A 17,286-nucleotide genomic window follows, 5' to 3' on the forward strand; every position below is an offset into this window, starting at 1 on the left:
CGTCATTCGGGGCACGGCGGCCCCAGCGCGGACGGCGATGTCGGTCGGCGCCGCTAGCGTGGAGAACATGACCCAGGATGCCGCCCAGCGAGCCGTCGTCGAGGCCGAGCTGATGGCATCCGGAGTCATCATCGGGGCGCCGGGCACCGGCAAGACCCACACATTGGTGGCGCGCGTGGAGCATCTGCTCAGCACCGGGCCCGACGCCGAGAGCGCACTGCTGCGCCCGGAGGAGCTGCTCGTCCTCACCCCGAGCAGGCAGGCCGCTACGGCGCTTCGCGATCGCATCGGAGTGCGCGTCACTCAGGCGACACCGGGACCGCTGGCGCGTTCCCTCGGCTCCTTCGCGTTTCAGGTGGTGCGCGGGGCGATGGTGCAGGCGGGCTTCGAGCCGCCGGCGCTGCTCACCGGAGCAGACCAGGACCGCATCCTTGCCGAACTCCTCGCCGGAGACAGCGAAGACGAGCGCATTCGTTGGCCGGCGGCGTTGAACCCGGCGGTGCGGGGCTCGAAGGGGTTCCGTTCAGAACTGCGCGCCTTCCTCGCCGAGTGCACCGAGCTCGGTGCTACCGCCGGCGATCTGCGCGCCCTGGGCAATGAGGCGTGGAGTGCGGCGGCCGACCTGCTCGACGAGTACCGAGCGGTGCTCGACGGCATGCGCTTCGCGCACCGTGACGCCGCAGATCTGCTGGCAGAGGCCACGGCGATCCTGCACGACGCCGACCCTGCCGCCCTCGGTCCCCTCCGCACGCTGCGGGTAGTGCTCATCGATGACGCCCAAGAGCTGACGCGCGGCGGCGTCGCGGTGGTGCAGGCGCTCCGGGCCCGCGGCATCGCGGTGCTGGCGTTCGGTGATCCCGATATCTCCTCTGGCGCGTTCCGCGGGGCCAGCCCTGAGCTGTTCGCACATCTGGCCACCGCTCTCGGGCAGGTGTTCGTGCTCGACGGCGCGCATCGGCAGCATCCGACGCTGACGACCCTCACGCGCACCGTGACGCAGGCCATCGGCGCGGCGGGGCGTGTGGAGCACCGGCGGGCACCGCTGGCGGTTCCGACGTCGACGGGGGACGACGAGGGCTCCCGTCCCGTCGTCTCGGCGTTCCTCGCCTCATCGCCCTATGAAGAACTCGACCGCATCGCGGGCGTCATGCGCGATTGGCACCTGAGCGCCGGCATCCCGTGGGACCGCATGGCGGTGATCGCCCACGACACGCGGCAGGTCACGCAGCTGGAGACGGAGCTCGCCAGCCGTGAGATCCCGACCCGTGCAGCGGGCGTGCAGCGTCCCCTCGGCAGCGAGGGCTCCGTGCGCGACATCGTCGGGGTCGTGCGACTTGCACTGATCCCCGCCGACGAGCGCACCCCGCAGGACTGGGAGGAAGCGCTCACCTCCCCGTTCGGGGGAATGGATGCCGTCGGGCTGCGCCGTCTGCGGGCGCGGCTGCGACACATCGAGCTCGAAAACGGCGGGGCCACCCCTGCCCGCGAACTGCTTCGGCAGGCGATGGCGCAGCCCGCACACTTCACGCTCATCGACGCCCCCGAGGCGCGGTCGGCGGCACGCTTCGCCGAGACGGTGGCAGCGGTGGCCGATGCGGAGCGGGCGGGGGAGTCCATCCACGACCTGCTCTGGCGAGTGTGGGATGACGCACGCGCGGTCGACGGGCGACGCCTGGCCGTCGCCTGGCGCGAGATCGCTCTGCAGCCCTCGGGGGCAGAGACCGCGCGGGCGTTGGATGCGCTCGTGGCGCTGTTCGCCGCGGCCAAGCGGTTCGTCGAGCGCACCCCTAACGAGAAGGCCGACCGATTCGTCCGCGACATCCTCGACAGCGAAGTCCCCGAAGACACGCTCTCCAGCCCAGACGGCCCCGGCCGCGTGGCCGTGCTCACGCCCGCGACCGCGCTCGGCACGGAGTTCGACGCGGTCGTGATCGCCGGCGTGCAGGACGGAGTCTGGCCGAATGTGCGACTGCGCGGCGGACTGCTGCAGACCTGGCGGCTGGGCGAGGCACTGACCTCTGCCCGCACCGGGGTGGCTGAGGTGGTGCCCGGCGTGCTCGACCGCCGCCGCGGCGCACTGCACGACGAGCTGCGACTGTTCGTGCGGGCGGTGTCGCGGGCGCGGCACCGGCTGCTCGTGACGGCTGTCGACGACGACGACCTAACGCCGAGCCCGTTCTTCGCCTTCCTTCCTGCGCCCGACCCCGCCCATGCGCACCCGTCGGCGGAACACCCGCTCACCCTGCGCGGGCTCGTGGCTCGCCACCGCCGCACCCTCACGACCTCGACCTCCGTCGCGGCGCGCGAGGAGGCCGCGGGGCAGCTCGCGGTGCTCGCTGCGGAGCGCGTCGCGGGCGCCGACCCGGGCGAGTGGTACGGCGTGGCCGCGCCATCGACCTCGACCCCGTTGCGTGACCTGGTGGAGCAGGGCGCCCGCGTCTCACCCTCGCGGATGGAATCGTTCGAGGAGTGCGGACTGAACTGGGCGATCTCAGCACTCGGCGGCGACACGGTGCGACCGCCGACCGCCGGCATCGGCACGATCATCCATGAGGCGATGGAACAGGTGCCGGACGGGGAGCTCACCCGCCTGCGCGCCGTGCTCGCCGAACACTGGCCGGAGCTCGACTTCGAGACCGCCTGGATCGGCCGCAAGGAGCGACGCAAAGCCGACATCTTCATCGATCGCCTGCATTCCTACCTCACACGGGTCGCCGATGACGGCGGCCGCGTCGTGGAGAGCGAAGCAGAGTTCCGCTTCGCCGTGACACTGGGTGACGACGCGCCGGCCGCTGCCGAGATCACGCCCCCGCGCGTCGTGCCCGTCGACTCCGCCGGTGACGAACCGCACGCCCTGATCACCGGCTACATCGATCGCGTGGAGGTGTATCCACCCGGAGCGGGTGAGCACGCCCCGGCTCGCGCTCGCGGATGGGAAGCGATGCCAGGCGACGGCGAGCACGTCGTCGTCGTCGACCTGAAGACGGGCAAGAGAGACAAGGAATCGGATGACGGGGTCGCCGACCACGCCCAGCTCGCCGCCTACCAGATCGCGGTGCAGGAGGGACTCGTCTCCGGCGCCCCGGCGGAGGAACTCGGTGGGGCGCGCCTGGTGATCGTGTCCAAGACGCTCGCGAAGAGCGACTTCCGCGTCGCGCACCAGCATCGGTTGGACGAGGACACGCGTGCCGCCTTCCTCGGCCGCGTCGCCCATGCCGCGCGCGGCATGTCGGCCGGCGCTTTCACCGCGCAGGTCGAGGCGCATTGCGCCGACACTCAGCGCGGCATCAACCCGTGCCGCATCCACACCGTGCCGGCGGTCAGCGCATGAGCGCCTGGGACGCCACCCCCACCATCTCTGCGGCCGAGGTCGCCGCCGCGCTGCTGCTGCCGACGCCGACCCTCGCGCAGCAGCAGGTCATCGAGGCGCCGCCGACCCCGGCCCTCGTGGTCGCCGGTGCCGGCAGCGGCAAAACCGAGACGATGTCGGGGCGGGTGGTGTGGCTCGTCGCCAACGGACTCGTGCGCCGTGACGAGATCCTGGGACTCACGTTCACCCGCAAGGCGGCTGGCGAACTCGCCGAACGCATCGGAGCGCGGCTGTCGATGATCGACGAGTACGGTCGCCGCGGGCTGCTGCCTCATGTGCCGGCGATCGTCGCCTCCGGCGTACTCGCCCGTGTCGAGGCCGCGGCTCCCGGTCGCCAGCGTGACCTCGTCCGCACCACGGTGCTCGACGAACTCGCCGCCGACTACGCCACCGGCTGGGATCCGGCCACACCGCGCACGGCGGACGACCTGATGATTCGTCCGCGGGTCTCGACCTACAACGCCTTCGCCGATGGGATCGTCCGCGAACACGCGGCACGCATCGGTCGTGACCCCGACGTCGCGATGCTCAGCCAGGCGGCGTCATGGATGCTCGCTCGCGAGGTCGTGCTGCGCGCCGCTCTGCCCGAACTGGAGCAGATCGACTATGCGCTGGGCACTGTGATCGACGCGGTGCAGCGCCTCGCCGGCGACACCCTCGATCACCGCGTCGACCTCGCAGACGCCGAACGGATCGCCACCGCGCAGGCGGCGGCGTTCGAGGATTACCGCAGTAACGCCGACGTCGACAAAGCAGCGGGCAACCTGCTCGCCCTGCCCACCCTTGCTGCACTGGTGCGGGAGTACATCGCTGAAAAGCAGCGCAGGGGAGTGCTCGACTTCGCCGATCAGGTCGCGGGAGCGTACGACATCATCGAGACCTCACCCGATGTGCGCGCCGAGCTGAGAGAGCAGCACCGGGTCGTGTTGCTCGACGAGTATCAGGACACCTCGGTGATCCAGACTCGCTTCCTCGCCGAGCTGTTCCGCGACTCGGCGGTGATGGCGGTCGGCGACCCGCACCAGTCCATCTACGGCTGGCGGGGAGCGAGCGCCGACAACCTCTACGCCTTCGCCCGCTCCTTCGCGGTCGACGAACCGGCTCGCACGTACAGTCTCATGACGAGCTGGCGCAACGACCGCCGCATCCTCGATGTCGCCAACCGTGTGCTCGAACCCCTCCAGCGTCCCGGTCTCGACGTGCCGCCGCTCGAATCCCGCCCCGGCGCCGGCGACGGCGCGGTCGACGTGCGCTACCCGTTCACCGTCGACGAGGAGGCCGCCGAGGTGGCCGACTGGTTCGCCGAGCGTCGCGCCGAGCACGACGCCGCGCACCCGGGCGGACAGCCACACACGGGCGCGATCCTGTTCCGCTCGAAACGCCACATGCAGACGTTCGCCGGCGCGCTCGCCGCTCGCGGCATCCCGCACCGCATCCTCGGCCTGGGGGGTCTGCTCGCCACCCCCGAGGTCGTCGACGTCGTCTCCACTCTGCGTGTCGTGCACGACCCGACGGCCGGATCGGCGCTCATCCGATTGCTCGTCGGCCCCCGGTTCGCGGTCGGTGTCGCCGATATGGCGGCCCTGTACGACCTGGCGCGCACGCTCGCCGAGCGCGACACCGGAATGTTGCCGCTGCCCGACGAGCTGCGTCAGAAGCTGCGTACCTCGCGGGGAGCCGACGAGGCGGTGTCGATCATCGACGCCGTCGACGTCGTCCGCGCCGTGCGCGATGACTACCGGCTGCTCGAGGGCATCACCCCCGAGGGACGTGCGCGCATCCGCGCGGCCGGCGAGATGCTCGAACGGCTGCGCCGCGCTGGCGGCCAGCCCATCCCCGAGCTGCTGCGCCTGATCGAACTCGAGCTGCGCCTCGACGTCGAACTGGCCGTGAACGAGACCCGCGGCCCGGCACGGGTCGCCGCGACGCAGCTGCGAGCGTTCACCGACGAGGTGCGCGCCTTCCTCGTGGCCGATGCCAGGGGCACGATCGGTAGCCTGCTGGCCTGGCTCGACAAGGCCGAGAGCACCGACGAGCTGATGCCCCGTCCGGAACCTCCCGAGCCCGGCGTGGTGCAGCTGCTCACCATCCACGGCTCGAAGGGTCTGGAGTGGGACGCCGTCGCGGTCGTGCGGCTCGTGGTCGACGAACTGCCGGGGCGCATCTCCGACACCTCAGGCTGGTTCGGCTTCGGGGTGCTCCCGTTCGCGCTGCGCGGCGACCGCGATGCGCTGCCGCGCTTCACCTGGGACCCCGATGGTGCTGCGGGCGACGAGAGCGATCCGGCCAAGCGGGCGAAGCTCGTCCAGGCGTCACTCTCGGCCGGCGAGACGAAGGCTTACCCGCAGGGAGGAGCATTGCGCCGGTTCAAGAACGCCTATCGCGACTACCAGCAGCAGGAGGAGCGGCGCCTCGCCTACGTCGCTGTCACCCGCGCGCGCGGCCACCTGCTGCTCTCCGGATCGCACTGGGCCGGCCAGACGAAGCCGCGCCGTCCCAGCCCCTTCCTCGACGAGGCGATCGAGGTGCTCGGGCGCGACCCGATCGCCGAGGTGCCCGTCGACGAGAACCCGTATGAAGGACCGGGACAGACGCTCACCTGGCCGGCCGACCCGCTCGGGGCCAGACGCCCGATCGTCGAGCGCGCCGCCGAGGCGGTACGCGCGGCATCCGAGATTCCTGTCGAGCCGACGCTCGAGCTGCGCCGGCTGCTGGCTGAGCGGGCGGCCCGTCAGCGCGGGACGGATGCTGCCCCGCCGACGCGCCTGCCGGCGTCACGGTTCAAGGACTATGTGACCGACTTCGGCGGCACGATCGACCAGATCGCCCGCCCCATGCCGGAGCGGCCGTTCCGGCAGACGCGCCTGGGCACCCTGTTCCACGCGTGGGTCGAGCAGCGCTCTGAACTGGTCGGCGTCGGCACTCGTCCCGACGAGGCACTGTGGGAACTCGACGACGACGAGCCCGGCTCCGACGACGCGATCTCCGGCAGCGCCACGGATGCCGCAGACCTCGCCGCGCTGCAGGCCACCTTCGAACGCAGCGAATGGGGCGCGCTGCGTCCGATCGCCGTGGAGATCGAGATCGACTTCGCGCTCGGGGCGGGCAGCGGCGAGCAGTCCGGCCACATCGTCATCTGCAAACTCGACGCGGTCTACCGCCGCGCCGACCGCGGCGGCCGCATCGAGATCGTCGACTGGAAGACCGGTCGTGCCCCCCGCAACGCGCAGGAGCGCGAAGAGCGGATGCTGCAGCTCGCGCTGTATCGGCTGGCCTACCACCGACGCTTCGGTGTGCCGCTTGACGACATCGACGTGGCGCTGTACTACGTCGCGGACGACCTCGTCATCCGCGGTGACCGGGTCTACTCCGAGCCGGAGTTGGTCCAGCGCTGGAGCGCCGCGCGCGCGGCGCGCTGAGCCTCTTCCGAGGCGTCGATCGGAGTGTCGGCCTCCGCCGCGGCCGTTTCCGGTGCCGGGCGGGCGGGGGAGCCGGACGATCCGCGCACGCCCGAGATGTCGCTGAGGTCTTCCGTGGCGTCGCCCCACGTCGGCCCCGTCGCATCGGGGTCGGTCGCCACGGCCTCGCCGTCGGCGTCCTGAGCCTCGGTATCCGCATCGGAGGGCTCGGCATCCGCCTCGTCCGCGGTGTCCGTCTCCTCTGCCTCCACCCAGAGCTGCTCCGGGCGGTAGGCGTCGGTCTCCATACTCGTGTCGACGGCGGGCGCCTCGGCAGCCGGCATCCGGTCGAGGGCATCCATGGCCGATTCCACGTCGGTGCCACCGGCCGCGGGCAGCGTCAGTTCCTGTCGGATGCCGTCGGCGAGCGATTCCAGCAGGGCGGCGGCATCGTCGATGATGTCGTCGCGGCGCAGCGACTCACCGTGCAGCAGCCAGCGGGCGAACTCGAGTTCGGCATGCAGCCGGGCTCGCACGCGCAGCGCGTCATCGGTGCCGCGGTCGGCGGCGCGCACATAGGCCGCGTGCACGTCGTCTGCGGCATCGGGCGCACTCGAGAACCAGGCGAGGTCGACGGCCGGGTCGCCGACGGCCAGACCCTTCCATCCGATCACTCCGGTCACCTGCGGGCCGGCCTCGGGGTCATCGGCGAAGAGGAAGGAGTTCGCTTCGACACCGCCCAGCGTCACCGTGGTCTCGAAGCGCCACAGGTCGTCGTCTTCGATGGCCTGGCGCCAGCGCACGGTGAGGCGTGCAGGGACGCGCCCGGTGGCTGCCGAACGGTCGACGACCTGCCAGAGCTCCTCGCGCACGCCGGCGGCGTCACGCACCGTGAGTCCTGCGCCGCGCACGACGGATGCCGGCAGGGCGTGCACAGCGGCCGTGGCCTCACCCATCGACCATGCCGCTCCGCGGCCGGCCGGCACATCGGGGGCGTCGATCTGGAAGCCGTCGAGCAGGTCTGTGACCAAGGCGCGGGCATCGCCCACCCTGGTCTCTCCGATGTAGACCGGGGCAGCGAACGGCAGCATCTCGCGTGCACCGGCGGTCAGCGCCCGCAGCGCGAGCGCCTCCTCGGCGAGCTCGACGGCGGCCTCGTCGTCTTCGGCGACACGGATCACGAGCTCCCGGCCGTCACTGAGCGTCGCGATCGCAGAGTCGAAGCGTCCATCGCCGCCGGCGCTGAGTGCCCGGGCCCCCGTGACCTCCGCCCCGGGAAGAGCCGCCGTGACCGCCGCGACTAGAGTGAAAGGAGAGCGCGCCATGACCCCAAGGGTAGATGTGTGCTTTGGTCGTGGCCCCCACGCCACGCCCGCACGAGAGGATCGCATGCCTGTTCAGCCGCCGTTCGTCGACCGCGCCGCGGACCTGCGCGAGGGCGACGCACTGACCCGGCTGCGGACCGACCCTGACGCCCGCACCATCGTGGTGCGCGACGGGCGGTTGCGCGTGCATGACGGCGAACTGTGGCGTGCCCCGGCTGCCGAAGTCGACGCCGCCGAGTGGGCCTTGCTCGGCCGTGACCGCGATGGCTCACCCCTGCTGCTCGCCGCCGTGCCGTCCGTCGCAGACAGCCTCGACGCCGCCCCTGATGAGACCTGGCTGGGGCTCCGCGACACCGGTGGACGGCTCGACGGGTACGAGACCGAGTTGTTCGTCGAGGCGGTCGCCCTGGCCGCTTGGCTGCGCGAGGCCCCCTTCTGCCCCGCCTGCGGCACGCGCACCGAACTGCGTCAGGCGGGTTGGGCGCGGCACTGTCCCGGATGCGGTCGGGAGCACTTCCCGCGCACCGACCCCGCCGTCATCGTGGCGGTCGAGAGCGCAGACGGCGAACGCCTGCTGCTCGGCGCGAACGCCAACTGGCGTGGACGGATGTACTCGTGTTTCGCGGGCTTCGTCGAGGCGGGGGAGTCGCTGGAGTCGACCATCCATCGCGAGCTCGCCGAAGAGGCCGGTGTGCGTCTGCGCAGCATCCGCTACGTCTCCTCGCAGCCCTGGCCGTACCCGCGGTCGCTCATGGTCGGCTTCCGTGCTGTCGCTGCCAACGAGGAGTCCGTGCGTGCCGACGGCGAAGAGATCCTCGACGTGCGCTGGTTCACCCGCGCGGAGATCGGTGCGGCGCTGGCCGGCGAGGGCGACGTTGGGCTTCCCGGCAAGGCGTCGATTGCCAGGGCTCTGATCGTCGACTGGTACGAGGAGCACGCATGAGCGCGCTGGACGCGCTCGATGATCGGCAGCGTGAGGCAGCCTCCGTGCTGCGCGGGCCCGTGGCGGTGCTCGCGGGTGCCGGTACCGGCAAGACGCGGGTGATCACGCACCGCATCGCGCATGGCGTCGACACCGGCGCCTATTCGCCGTCGCGGGTGATGGCCGTCACCTTCACCGCCAAGGCCGCCGGCGAGCTGCGTGGTCGGCTGCGCGCGCTGGGCGTGGACGGCGTGTCCACCCGTACCTTCCACTCCGCCGCCCTTGCGCAGCTGAACTTCTTCTGGCCGACGCTGGCCGGTGACACCGCGCCGACGATCATCGACAACAAGGTGCGTCTGCTCGGCCAGGCCGCCGATGCGATGCGGCTGCGGCCCTCCACGGCGACGCTGCGCGATCTCGCCTCCGAGATCGAGTGGCGCAAGGTGTCGATGCTCTCGATCGACCAGCACGCCGCGCTCGGACGCCCGCTCAGCGGCATGACGCTGGAGCAGTTCGTCGAGCTGCAGCGCGGCTATGAGGCGCTCAAGGACGACCGACGTCAGCTCGACTTCGAGGACGTCCTGCTGGCGTGCGCGGGCATGCTCGAGGCGGAGTCCCGCGTGGCGAAGGCCGTGCACGAGCAGTATCGGCACTTCACGGTCGATGAGTTCCAAGACGTGTCGCCGTTGCAGAACCGGCTGCTGGAGCTGTGGCTCGGCGACCGGCAGGACCTGTGCGTCGTCGGTGACGCGAGCCAGACGATCTACTCGTTCGCCGGTGCTCAGCAGCGGTACCTGCTCGAGTTCGAGCGCCGCTTTCCGGATGCCACTGTGGTGCGTCTCGAGCGCAACTACCGTTCGCATCCGCCGATCCTCGCCGCCGCGAACGCGCTCATGCGTGGACGGCCCGGTGCGCTCGACCTCGCGGCCGTCGAGGATGACGCCGCGGATGCCGCCGTTGCCCCCACCCTCACCGCCTTCGACACCGAGACCGAGGAAGCCGAGGGCGTGGCCGCGTCGATCGCCGCTCGCATCGCATCCGGTGTGTCGCCCTCCGACATCGCTGTGCTGTATCGCGCGCACGCGCAGTCCGGAGTGCTGCAGCAGGCGCTCGCCGCGGCCGGTGTGGCCACCAGCGTCCTCGGCGGCACACGGTTCTTCGACATGCCCGAGGTGCGCCAGACGGTGCTGGCCCTGCGTGGCGCCGCTGTCGCCCCGAATGAGCTTGGCTTCCTGCCCACCGTGCGCGACGTGCTGCGTGGCCTTGGTCTCACCGACGAGCCGCCGGCGGCGGGCGGTGCGCAGCGTGACGGCTGGGAGGCGCGTCGCGCGATCCTGCGCCTGGCCGAGGAAGCTCCGGCCACGACCACCCTGCGGGAGTTCGCCGATGCGCTGATGGCGCGCGCGAAGGACCAGCATGAGCCGGCGATGCGCACCGTGACGTTGTCGACCCTGCACGCGGCCAAGGGCCTGGAGTGGCCGCACGTGTACCTCGTCGGCTGGGCCGAGGGAGCGCTGCCCATCTCGTACGCGACCGGGTTCGAGCAGATCGATGAAGAGCGGCGCCTCGCCTACGTGGGTCTCACGCGGGCCGCGCGTACTCTTTCCATGACGTGGTCGCGCTCGGCGGGGCGAGGCGAGCGGGCGCCGTCGCGCTTCCTTGCGGAGATTGGGACGACGACGCGAGGCACCGGCATTCTGCGTGAGGTGCCACCCAGCGCCATGACCGGCGCCCGTCGGGCCTGATCCGCACGCTCAAGCCCGCGCCGGGGCGGGCCGCGCGCAGCAGCCGCGGAACGACCGTCGCCGCCTCGGCGATGCGGGCCAGTGTGATGCGGCCGGGGGAGCGACCCATCAGCTGTGAGTGCAGCAGCGGCCAGGCCGCGTCGCGAGCGGTCTCCGCCGCATCGCGGCACGACAGACACGGGGTCTGGCCCGGCACCACGAGCGGACCGATCACCGTCGCTGCCTCCTCGAAGGCGATCGGCAGATGCGCGGTGTCATCGCGCAGGTAGTGTGCGAAGTGCAGAGCAGCCGCCGCGCCTTCCACGACGATGACCCCGATCGCATCCGGGTCGTCGCGGTGGGCGGCCGCGATGCCCTCCTCGAAGAGCGCATCGCGCAGCCGCGGCAGCGACCGGTGGTCGGTGGTGTTCACGCCCTCCACCCACGCGCCGACCGTGATCGCACGATCAGAGATGAGCAGTGGGCGCAGCCGCTCCAACAGAGCTCGCGCGGCATCCCGCGGTGCGCCGGCGCCATGAGCGACGAGATCGAACGTCGACATCCTGATGCCGAGGCGCAGCTGGTGTAGCAGCCGTTCCACCCACCCGTCGTCGACGGGCACGCGCAGCAGATCGTCGAGGCCGAACTGGATCGTCCGCTCGTCGCGCCACAGCATCGGGTACCGCGGGTCGAGTCGCGTGATCGTGCGAGAGGTGAGCGGGCTCATGCCCCGATCATGCGGGAGCAGCCGAGCGCACGGGCGCGGCCGGACGGATCCGTGGAGAATCCGCGCGCACGTGCGCCTGTGGAGGAAGAAGCGAGCAGCTCAGACCGGGCGGTCGCCTTCGGGTCGCCCGTCCGCCTCGCCATCGTCGTCGGAGGATGCTGCGTTCGCTTCGCTCGCATCGCCTGCGGCCTGCTCGAAGTTGTCGCCGTCGAGCAAGCGCGCGAGCGCCTCGTCGAACTCGTCGGCGACGGGGGCGTCACCGCGCTGGGCCGCCTGCAGGCGCTCGATCAGGGCCGCCGGGTCGTCGATGTCGGATGCCTGCGGCATGAGGTCGGGGTAGTCCCACAGCGAGTCGCGGACCGTGGTGCCGACCGCATCGGTGACGGCCTGCCACATGGCCGAGGCCTCCCGCAGGCGGCGCGGACGGAGCTTCAGACCGACGAGGGCGCCGAGTGCGTCTTCGGCAGGGCCCCCCACGGCGCGGCGGCGGCGGGCAGCCTCGGCGAGGCGCGCACCGTCGGGGAGGCGCGCGATGGCCTGCGTCGTGACGACGTCGACCCAGCCGTCGATCGTCGCGATGAGGTTCTCCAGGCGGGTCAGTGCGTCACGCTGGGCATCCGTCTGGGCCGGGAGCAGGGCGCCGCCCTCGATCGCCGCACGCAGCTCCTCGGGGTTGGACGGGTCGAGCCGGCCGGCGACCTCTTCGAGCGCGTCGATGTCGACGGTCACGCCTCGGGCGAAGTCGGTGATCTGCGACATGACGTGCAGGTGCAGCCACTTGGCGTGACGATACAGGCGTGCGTACGCCAGCTCGCGCACAGCCAGGTACAGGGTGATCTGGTCTTCGGGGATCTCGAGTCCCTCACCGAAGGCGGCGATGTTCTGCGGGATCACGGCGGCCGTGCCAGCGGGGAGAACGGGGATGCCCACATCGCCACCCGAGACGACCTCGAGCGACAGGTTGCCGAGCACCTGACCGAACTGGGCGGCGAACAGCGACGCCCCGAGGCCCTTCATCAGCTCGCCCGCGCCGTGCACCAGGCCGCGCATCTCGTCGGGCACCTGCGTGCCGAGCGCACCGGTGAGAGCATCGGCGATGCTCGTCGAGACGGGAGTGGCGATGTCCTTCCACACGGGCAGGGTGGCCTCCACCCATTCCCCGCGGGTCATCGCCCGCGGGGGAGTGCTCAGCTCCGACAGCGCGGTCGCCTCGCTCAGCCACAGATCGGCCAGGCCGAAGGAATCCGACAGCGACGAGCGCGACCCGTCGGTGATGCCCTGGCCGTCGCGGTTGGCCACGTGCAGCGCCTGCCGCTCGGCTGCCGGCCACGGGTCGGCCGCGAAAGCGCCCTGCATCTGCGACATCAGGCCCGCCAGCATGGCCGGGTCGAACTCCATGTCGCCCATGTTCGAGAGCGCCTCACGCATCGCTTCGGGGTCGAAGCTGCCGCCGGACATCATGCGGCGGAGGAACTCTTCGAAGTCCGCCGGGTCGTTGTCGTTGTCTGCCATCTGGATCGCCCTCCCAGGACGCGCGTAGCCTGTGCGATCTACGCTAGACGCAGGTTCCTGTGCTCGTGCCCGACGGGTGAGGATCGCTGTACGCCGCTCGCGAACGTCCCCGGAGGTCACCTGTGTCAGAACGCCGAAGCGTGCGCGTGAGCATCGGGGTGTGGAGCCTGGTCGTGGCGCTCGCCGCACTGGTCGCGTTGACGTTCATCCCCACCCAGTACGTCATCCAGCGGCCCGGCCCGGTGTACGACACGCTTGGCACCGCGCCGTCGGCGGACGGTGCCCAGGTGCCGCTGATCGAGGTCGAGGGTACAAGGACCTACGAGACCGGTGGGGCGCTGAACCTCACCACCGTGCAGCTGATGGGCAACCGTGAACGCACACCCAGCTGGCTCGAACTCGCCACTGCGTGGCTGGATCCGTCCCGGGCGGTCGTGCCGATCGACGTCGCCTTCCCGCAGGGACTCACCGCAGAGGAGCGTGACGAGCGCAATGCCGCGCTCATGGTCAACTCGCAGCACGAGGCCACGGCCGCGGCGCTCATCGAGCTCGGCTACGACGTCGGCGCGACGGTCGAGGTCGTCGAGGTCATCGAGGACTCCCCGTCGGTCGGCGTGCTCGAGGTCGGCGACGTGATCCTCGCCGTGGATGGCAGGCCGCTCGAGTCTGCCGCCGATCTGCGCGCCGAGATCCAGAAGGGCAAGGGCGAAGCGGTCGAGCTCACCCTTCAGGACGGTGACGGTGAGCGCACGGTGACGATCACTCCTGAGGAGACCACCGACGACGCGGGCGAGACCGTGTGGCTGATCGGTGTCGCCCCGACCACCGAGTACGACTTCCCGGTCGACGTCACGATTCAGCTCGACAACGTGGGTGGTTCCAGCGCGGGCATGATGTTCACGCTCGGCATCATCGACACGCTCACGCCGGGTCAGCTCAACGGCGGCAAGGATGTCGCCGGCACGGGCACGATCGATGCCTCGGGTGCGGTGGGACCGATCGGCGGCATCCGGCAGAAGCTGTACGGCGCGCGGGATGCCGGCGCCGACTACTTCCTCGCGCCCGAGACGAACTGCGACGAGGTCGTCGGACACGTGCCCGACGGTCTGGAGGTCTTCTCGACGGGGACGCTCGATGAGTCGCTGGAGATCCTCGAGGTGATCGCCGAGGGCGGCGACACCTCCGAGCTGCCCACCTGCACGGCGCCCTGACCATCACACCGCCGGTCCCTGAGCGAGCGCCGCCACACCGCCGGTCCCTGAGCGAGCGCAGCGAGACGAAGGGCGGGTTCCGCGCTCAGCGTACGGCGGCCCCGTGTCCGACCACCCTGCCTAGGATGGAACAGTGACCACGACCTCAGCGCCGACACCGGCCACGCCCAGCACGTCTCGACGGATCCTCGCGATATCGCTCACCGCGATCGCGGGCCTGATCGCGGCCTTCTTCGTCTTCGCCTCCCTGTACACCGAGTACCTGTGGTTCGACCAGCTCGACTTCGCGTCCGTGCTGACCACCCAGTGGATCGCGACGGCGACGATGTTCGTGATCGGCTTCCTCGGCATGGCCGTGCCGATCTTCGTCTGCATCCAGCTCGCGTACCGGCTGCGACCGGTCTACGTGCGTCTGAGCTCGCAGCTTGACCGCTACCAGGAGGTCATCGAGCCGCTGCGTCGCCTGGCGATGTGGGGCATGCCCGTCTTCTTCGGCATCTTCGCGGGCTTCGCCGCGGCCGGCCAGTGGCAGACCGCGTGGCTCTGGGCCAACGGCGTGACCACCGACACGCTCGACCCGCAGTTCGGCGTCGACACCGGCTTCTACCTGTTCGCGATGCCGTTCTATTCGTCGCTGCTGGCCTTCGTCTCGGCCGTGCTGCTGCTGTGCTTGCTGATCACGGCGCTCGTGTCGTACCTGTACGGCTCGGTGCGCATCGGTCAGCGAGAGCTGCGGGTGTCGAAGTCCGCGCGCGTGCAGCTGGCCGTCCTGGCCGGTCTCTACCTGCTGGTTCAGGCCGTGAGTCTCTGGCTCGACCGTTACCTGACACTCGTCTCGCCCGACGACCGCATCACCGGCGCCGCATACACCGGCGCCAATGCGACGATCCCGGGTCTGGCGATCCTGTCCATCATCGCCGCCGTCGTCGCGATCCTCTTCTTCGTCACGGCCGTGATCGGCCGGTGGCGCTTCCCGCTGGCGGCGACCGCACTGCTGCTCGTCGCCTCGCTGGTCGTCGGCGTCGGCTACCCGTGGGTGGTCACCACCTTCCAGGTGCGCCCGAACCAGAACGCGTACCAGGCCGAGTACTACGAGCGGAACATCAACAGCACCAAGGAGGCCTTCGGGGTCGCCGACATGACGGTCACGCCGTTCACCGCCGAGACCGACACCGAACCCGGCCAGTTGCGCGACGACGCCGAGACCACGGCATCCGTCCGCGTCATGGACCCGAGTGTCATCGGCCCCACCGTGCGCCAGCTGCAGCAGTACCGCGCGTACTACCAGTTCCCGCAGCCGCTCGACGTCGACCGTTACGAGATCGACGGCGAGATGCAGGACACCGTGGTCGCCGTGCGCGACCTGGACATGTCCAAGCTCGGTGGCGGTGACAGCTGGAACAACCGCGTCGCCGTGTACACGCACGGTTACGGCATGGTCGCGATGGCCGGCAACCAGCGCACCAGCGACGGTGAGCCGGTGTTCCTCGAGAGCGGCATCCCGTCTTCCGGGTTCCTCACGGCGAGCGAGAACTTCGAGCCGCGCGTGTACTTCGGCGAGAGCTCGCCCGAGTACTCGATCGTCGGCGCCCCGGAGGGCACCGAGCCGGTCGAGATCGACTACCCGCGTGGTGAGGACGGCGCGAACGAGACCAAGACGACGTTCAACGGCGACGGTGGTCCGCAGATCGGCAACACGTTCACCAAGCTGCTCTACGCGCTGAAGTTCCAGTCTGAGCAGATCCTGTTCTCTGACCTGGTGAACCCTGAGTCGCAGATCCTCTACGACCGCGACCCGAAGACCCGTGTGCAGAAGGTCGCCCCGTACCTGACTCTCGACAACGATCCGTACCCGAGCGTCGTGGATGGCCGCATCGTCTGGATCATCGACGGATTCACCACGAGCGCGACCTACCCGTACTCCACCAAGGTGAGCCTGCGTGATGCGATCGCCGACTCGAAGACGCCGGCCTCGGCCGTCGCCTTCGACGAGGTCAACTACATGCGCAACTCGGTCAAGGCAACGGTTGACGCGTACGACGGGTCGGTGACGCTGTACGCCTGGGAGGACGAGGACCCGATCCTGCAGGCCTGGCAGAAGGTGTACCCGACGACGGTCAAGCCGATCAGCGAGATGTCGGGTGAGCTGATGAGTCACGTCCGCTACCCGACCGACCTGTTCAAGGTGCAGCGCGACGTGCTGGGCATCTATCACATCGACGATGCCCGCTCCTTCGCGCAGGAGGACAACCGGTGGCAGACGCCGGATGACCCGCGCAACGAGAACCAGCTCCAGCCGCCGTACTACCTGTCGATGAAGATGCCGGGCCAGGATTCGGCGCGCTTCTCGATGTTCTCGACGTTCATCCCCGCCGCGCAGGGTGAGGACAGCCGAGAGGTGCTGATGGGGTACCTGGCTGTCGACTCCGACGCGGGCAACAAGGCCGGGGTGAAGGCCGACAGTTACGGGCAGCTGCAGTTGCTCGAGATCGACACGGCGACGACCGTGCCCGGTCCCGGTCAGGTGCAGAACACCTTCGACTCCGACACCGCGATAGCCGATCAGCTCAACGTGCTCTCGCTGGGCAAGTCGGACGTGACCTACGGAAACCTGCTCACCCTGCCGGTCGGTGGTGGTCTGCTCTACGTGCAGCCGGTGTACGTGCAGTCCTCCGAGGGCACCAAGCTCCCGAACCTGCGCAAGGTGCTCGTCGCCTTCGGTGACCGGGTGGCCTTCGAGGACACGCTCACCGAGGCGCTGGACACGCTCTTCGGCGGCGACGCCGGGGCAGCCGGCGGTGACGAAGAGGTGACGCCCACCGATCCCGAGTCACCGACAGATCCCGAGACGCCGACCGATCCTGAGGAGGGGTCGACGCCGAGCACGGATGAGCGTCAGGCGGCGCTGGATGACGCCCGTGATGCCATGGCCGCTCGTGACGCGGCGCTGAAGGCCGGCGACCTCGAGAAGTTCGCCGCCGAAGACAAGAAGCTCACCGCAGCGGTCGAGAAGCTGCTCGAGCTGGAAGAGGCCGCGGCCAGCGAGTGATCGCCGCTCGACCATGAGAGGGCGCCTCCTGCGGGAGGCGCCCTCTCG

8 protein-coding genes are annotated in these 17,286 nt (G+C 70.4%); 6 read left to right on the forward strand and 2 right to left on the reverse strand.

The window, feature by feature from the left end:
* Positions 1-67 precede the first annotated feature (67 nt).
* The gene (locus tag WDU93_RS05055; protein ID WP_337318229.1) at positions 68-3,331 is read left to right on the forward strand and encodes an ATP-dependent helicase; all 3,264 of its coding nucleotides are present in this window, start codon (positions 68-70) and stop codon (positions 3,329-3,331) included.
* Positions 3,328-6,789 (forward strand): ATP-dependent DNA helicase, encoded by a 3,462-nt coding sequence (locus WDU93_RS05060; RefSeq protein ID WP_337318231.1) that lies wholly within the window; start codon positions 3,328-3,330, stop codon positions 6,787-6,789. The genes WDU93_RS05055 and WDU93_RS05060 overlap by 4 nt, the downstream gene beginning before the upstream one ends.
* Here the strand turns inward: WDU93_RS05060 and WDU93_RS05065 are convergent.
* On the reverse strand, positions 6,735-8,093 hold the full coding sequence (locus WDU93_RS05065; RefSeq protein ID WP_337318232.1) for a phosphotransferase: 1,359 nt from the start codon (positions 8,091-8,093) through the stop codon (positions 6,735-6,737). The genes WDU93_RS05060 and WDU93_RS05065 overlap by 55 nt on opposite strands.
* Positions 8,094-8,157: 64 nt before the next feature.
* On the opposite strand from WDU93_RS05065, the gene nudC reads away from it, so the two are divergent.
* Entirely contained in the window at positions 8,158-9,036 is an 879-nt protein-coding gene (gene nudC / locus WDU93_RS05070; RefSeq protein ID WP_337318234.1) for an NAD(+) diphosphatase, read from the forward strand.
* Positions 9,033-10,760, forward strand: coding sequence for an ATP-dependent helicase (locus WDU93_RS05075; protein WP_337318235.1), 1,728 nt, complete (start codon positions 9,033-9,035; stop codon positions 10,758-10,760). Before nudC ends, WDU93_RS05075 begins: the two co-directional genes overlap by 4 nt.
* A gap of 805 nt (positions 10,761-11,565) precedes the next feature.
* Here the strand turns inward: WDU93_RS05075 and WDU93_RS05080 are convergent.
* Positions 11,566-12,978: a zinc-dependent metalloprotease gene (locus WDU93_RS05080; RefSeq protein WP_337318237.1), complete on the reverse strand. Its 1,413-nt coding sequence runs from the start codon at positions 12,976-12,978 to the stop codon at positions 11,566-11,568.
* 140 nt (positions 12,979-13,118) lie between these two features.
* Here WDU93_RS05080 and WDU93_RS05085 point away from each other — a divergent pair, with 140 nt between their 5' ends.
* Positions 13,119-14,189: a YlbL family protein gene (locus WDU93_RS05085; protein ID WP_420064042.1), complete on the forward strand. Its 1,071-nt coding sequence runs from the start codon at positions 13,119-13,121 to the stop codon at positions 14,187-14,189.
* Positions 14,190-14,322: 133 nt separating this feature from the next.
* On the forward strand, positions 14,323-17,238 hold the full coding sequence (locus WDU93_RS05090) for a UPF0182 family membrane protein (protein ID WP_337318241.1): 2,916 nt from the start codon (positions 14,323-14,325) through the stop codon (positions 17,236-17,238).
* Positions 17,239-17,286: the final 48 nt, after the last annotated feature.

The sequence above is a fragment of the Microbacterium istanbulense genome (assembly GCF_037204145.1).
GTDB lineage: Bacteria > Actinomycetota > Actinomycetes > Actinomycetales > Microbacteriaceae > Microbacterium > Microbacterium istanbulense.